3 protein-coding genes and 1 pseudogene are annotated in these 3,365 nt (G+C 64.3%); all 4 read right to left on the minus strand.

Translation table 11 applies throughout. The annotated features are described in order from the left end of the window. Window positions 1-29: 29 nt before the first annotated feature. Complete coding sequence (locus EN935_RS27310) at window positions 30-1,208, minus strand: alanine--glyoxylate aminotransferase family protein (protein WP_127264582.1); 1,179 nt, start codon at window positions 1,206-1,208, stop codon at window positions 30-32. A 25-nt stretch (window positions 1,209-1,233) separates the two neighbouring features. Continuing rightward, window positions 1,234-2,040, minus strand: coding sequence for a 4-pyridoxolactonase (locus tag EN935_RS27315; protein ID WP_109659559.1), 807 nt, complete (start codon window positions 2,038-2,040; stop codon window positions 1,234-1,236). Between the two features lie 45 nt (window positions 2,041-2,085). Beyond that, window positions 2,086-3,021, minus strand: a complete 936-nt coding sequence (locus EN935_RS27320; RefSeq protein WP_127264583.1) for an ABC transporter permease — start codon at window positions 3,019-3,021, stop codon at window positions 2,086-2,088. A 3-nt stretch (window positions 3,022-3,024) separates the two neighbouring features. Further along, a pseudogene (locus EN935_RS27325) lies at window positions 3,025-3,365 on the minus strand (ABC transporter permease); the annotation flags it as partial.

The raw sequence follows: 3,365 nt of genomic DNA on the forward strand, positions 1-3,365 counted from the left end.
CCCTCAATGCGTGATCCGATGATGTCTGTTCAGGCGTCGGCGTCGATAACAGCCAGCGCCGCGTCGATGCCTTTGCCGACCGCCAGTTTCTGGCCGGCCGCGTTCATGGCGCCGCCAAGCGCCGTCAGCGCGGCGATCGCATAGATCGGCTGCGCCGTCGGCCCCATATGGCCGATGCGTGTCAGCTTGCCCAAGGTTTCACCGCGGCCAGACGAAAACACCACGCCGTAGCGGGCGCGCGCGGCCTGGCGGAGCGCCTTCTCGTCGACGCCTTCGGGCGTGCGCACGGCGGTCGTGGTCGGCGACGCGATGCTGTCGCTGGCGGCCCAGATCGACAGGCCCATCGCGGCGACGCCGGCGCGCATGGCCTTGGCGGTGAGCGCGTGGCGCGCCCACACCGCCTCCGGCCCCTCATTGAGGTAGAGGTCGAGCGCGACGTCGAGCCCGTTGATCTCCGAGACCGACGGCGTGAACGGAAACGGCTTGTCCCGCGACCACGCATGCTCCCAGTCGACGATGCTCAGCATCGACGCGCGGGGGGCCGCCTCGTTGCCCTTCATCTTGGCCCAGGCCCGCTCGCTGACGCCCATCATAGTGAGGCCGGGAGGCGCGCCCAGGCATTTGTTCGGGCCGGTGACATAGATATCGGCCTTGCAATCCTCCGGATGCGTCTTCATGCCGCCAAAGGACGAGACGGCATCGACGATGAGATAGCCGCCATGCGCTGAAACCAGCGCGCCGATGGCGTCGATTGGATTGATGGTGCCGGACGGCGTGTCGTGGTGGCAGACGGAAACGACGGTGATTTCCGGATGCGCTTTCAGCATTGCCTCGACCGCTTGCGGATCGATCGCCTCGTTGTAGGGCACCTCGATCTCGAGCAGATGTGGCGAATAGCGTTTCGCCCAGTAGCCAAAGCCCTTGCCGTAGACTCCAGAGGCAAGGTTGAGCACGACATCGTCAGGCGCGATCAGCGAGGCTGCGGCGGCCTCCAGGCCGAGCACCGGCTCGCCATGCAGGATGACCGGCTTGTTCGACAGCCGCATTGCCTTTTGCGCCTTGTCGACCACACCCTCGTAGAAGAGCAGGAACGCCGGGTCGTAGTCGTAGAGCACCGTGCGACCGAGGCCGCGCAGCACTTCAGGATAGGCGTTCACCGGCCCCGCGGTCAGGGTGATGACCGGATCGGCGTGTTCGAGATAGCGCATCGTCTTGTCTCCCGATTGGCGGCGGTCAGCCGTAGAATTGCGTGCCGGTCCTGTAGGTCTTGAAGTTTTCCATGTCGTGCGAGTACATCAGCTCGGCGCCATGGTCCTCGGCGAGCGTCTTGACCTTGCGCATCGAATTGACGCCTGCCACAGGATCGATGTGGAAGGCAGCCTGGCACAGCGTTTCAAGGCTCTTCTGCGTATAGGCCGCGTCGATCGTGAACATGATCGGCTTGCGCTTGGGAAACTCGACCAGCAGGCTGTAATGGCCGATCGAATGACCGGGCGTCGAGATCAGCTTTACGCCCTTGGCGAGATCGACGTCGCCCTCGATGCCCTCGAAGGTCGAATTCGCCCGTGTCGTTCCCGCGAGCAATTGCCCGGTCGCGCCACGCGCTTCGGCAGCCTCCGCCGAAAAGCTCAGATCGGAATAGCCGAGATGCTCGAAAGGCTGCGGATTGCAGGCCTGCGGCACCTCGGTTCGGTGACAGATCTTCTTGGCATGCGGAAAATACTTGTTGCCGCCGCAATGGTCGAAATGGAAATGCGAATTGACGACAACGTCGATGTCCTTCGGCTCGAGGCCGAGCAGCGCCAGGGCGCCGGGGATGGTCTGGTGCTTTTCCTGGATCGGCTTTTCGAACGGCAGCACCTTCATCACGTGATCGTAGTCGTAGCCGGTGTCGATGAGGAACCGGCCCTCGGCATGCTCGATCAGGATCGAATAGACGGGGAAGCGCACTTCGCCGCCAGGGCCTCGGTTCCAGAACACATGGTATCCGTCGAGAACGAGCGAGCCGCCGTCGAGCAGGTAGACCTTGGTATCCGACATTCTTGCCTCCTATTGGCGCGGGTCCCGTCCGCGCATGAATTGTGCTCAGCGCGCGCCGCGCTCGTATGGAATGCCGAGTGCTGCCGGCAGGCTTGCGCGCCGGCCGAACAGCACCAGCATGATCATCACCGCCAGGAACGGCAGCATCTGGATGATGTCGGTCGGTATGTTGATGCCGGCCACCTGCATGGCCGTCGTCAGCGACAGGCAGACGCCGAACAGCAACGCGCCGAACAGCACCCAGATCGGGCGACCACGCGCCAGCATGGCCAGCACGATGCCGAGAAAGCCCGCGCCATTGGTGATGAACGGAATGAACAGGCCGGCCCCGACATTGGCGAGATAGGCGCCGCCGAGCCCGGCCAGCGCTCCGGTCGTCAACACGGCGATGGTGCGGGTCCGCACGACATCGATGCCGGCAACGTCGAGCGCGGCCGGCTTGTCGCCTGCCGCCTGCAGGTTGAGGCCCAGTTGCGTGCGCCGGTAGATGTAACCCATGCCGAAAACCAGCGCGACCGCCAGATAGACGATCAGATGATGTTTGAAGAATGCAGGCCCGATGACCGGAATGTCCGAAAGCAGCGGAATGACGGTCGCATCCGCCGCCGGCAGGCGGGGGTAGCTGCGTGAGAACTGGAAATGGTGGAGCAGTGCTGTCAGACCCTCGAGTCCGAGCGTCAGCGCGATGCCGATGACGATCTGGTTCAGCCCGATGCGCACGCAAAGCAGCGCCATGACAAGCGCCACCGTGGCGCCGCCCGCGGCACCGGTGAGAAAGCCCAGCCACAGCGACCCGGAATAGAAAGCGCCGACAAAGCCGAGATAGGCGCCGGCCAGCATCATGCCTTCGATGCCGATATTGAGCACGCCAGCCTTCTCGGAGATCTGCTCGCCGAGCCCGGCAAGCAGCAGCGGGATCGCTGCGGTGACGGCGCCGAACAGCAGCGCGCTGAGAAAGACCTCGCTGAAGAGCCCGGTCATGCCCTAGGCCCTCCGCGACTGGTTGTATCGGTGATCGACATATTCGGCGAGAGCGAGCACGATCAGCACGATGGAAACCAGCACCAGCGTGAAATGATTGGGCACGCCGAGCCGCCGGGCCGCGCTCTCGCCGCCGATCGAAAGCACCGAGAGCAGGAACACGAAGCCGATGGCCGCAAAACCGTTCATGCGGGCGAGAAACACGGCAGGAATCACGGCAAGCCCATAGGCGGGATTCCAGTCGGCGCGGACATTGCCCTGGACGCCGATGATGTCGACGGCGCCGGCAAGCCCGGCCAGCCCGGCCGAAATGGCGAAGACGGCGACGGTCAGGCCGGGAACGC

Source organism: Mesorhizobium sp. M7D.F.Ca.US.004.03.1.1 (assembly GCF_003998635.1).
Classification (GTDB): Bacteria; Pseudomonadota; Alphaproteobacteria; order Rhizobiales; family Rhizobiaceae; genus Mesorhizobium; species Mesorhizobium loti.

Excerpts from the sequence above, each read along its gene's own strand:
- EN935_RS27310 (WP_127264582.1), bottom strand. The coding sequence starts at position 1,208 with ATGCGCTATCTCGAACACGCCGATCCGGTCATCACCCTGACCGCGGGG.
- EN935_RS27315 (WP_109659559.1), bottom strand. The coding sequence starts at position 2,040 with ATGTCGGATACCAAGGTCTACCTGCTCGACGGCGGCTCGCTCGTTCTC.
- EN935_RS27320 (WP_127264583.1), bottom strand. The coding sequence starts at position 3,021 with ATGACCGGGCTCTTCAGCGAGGTCTTTCTCAGCGCGCTGCTGTTCGGC.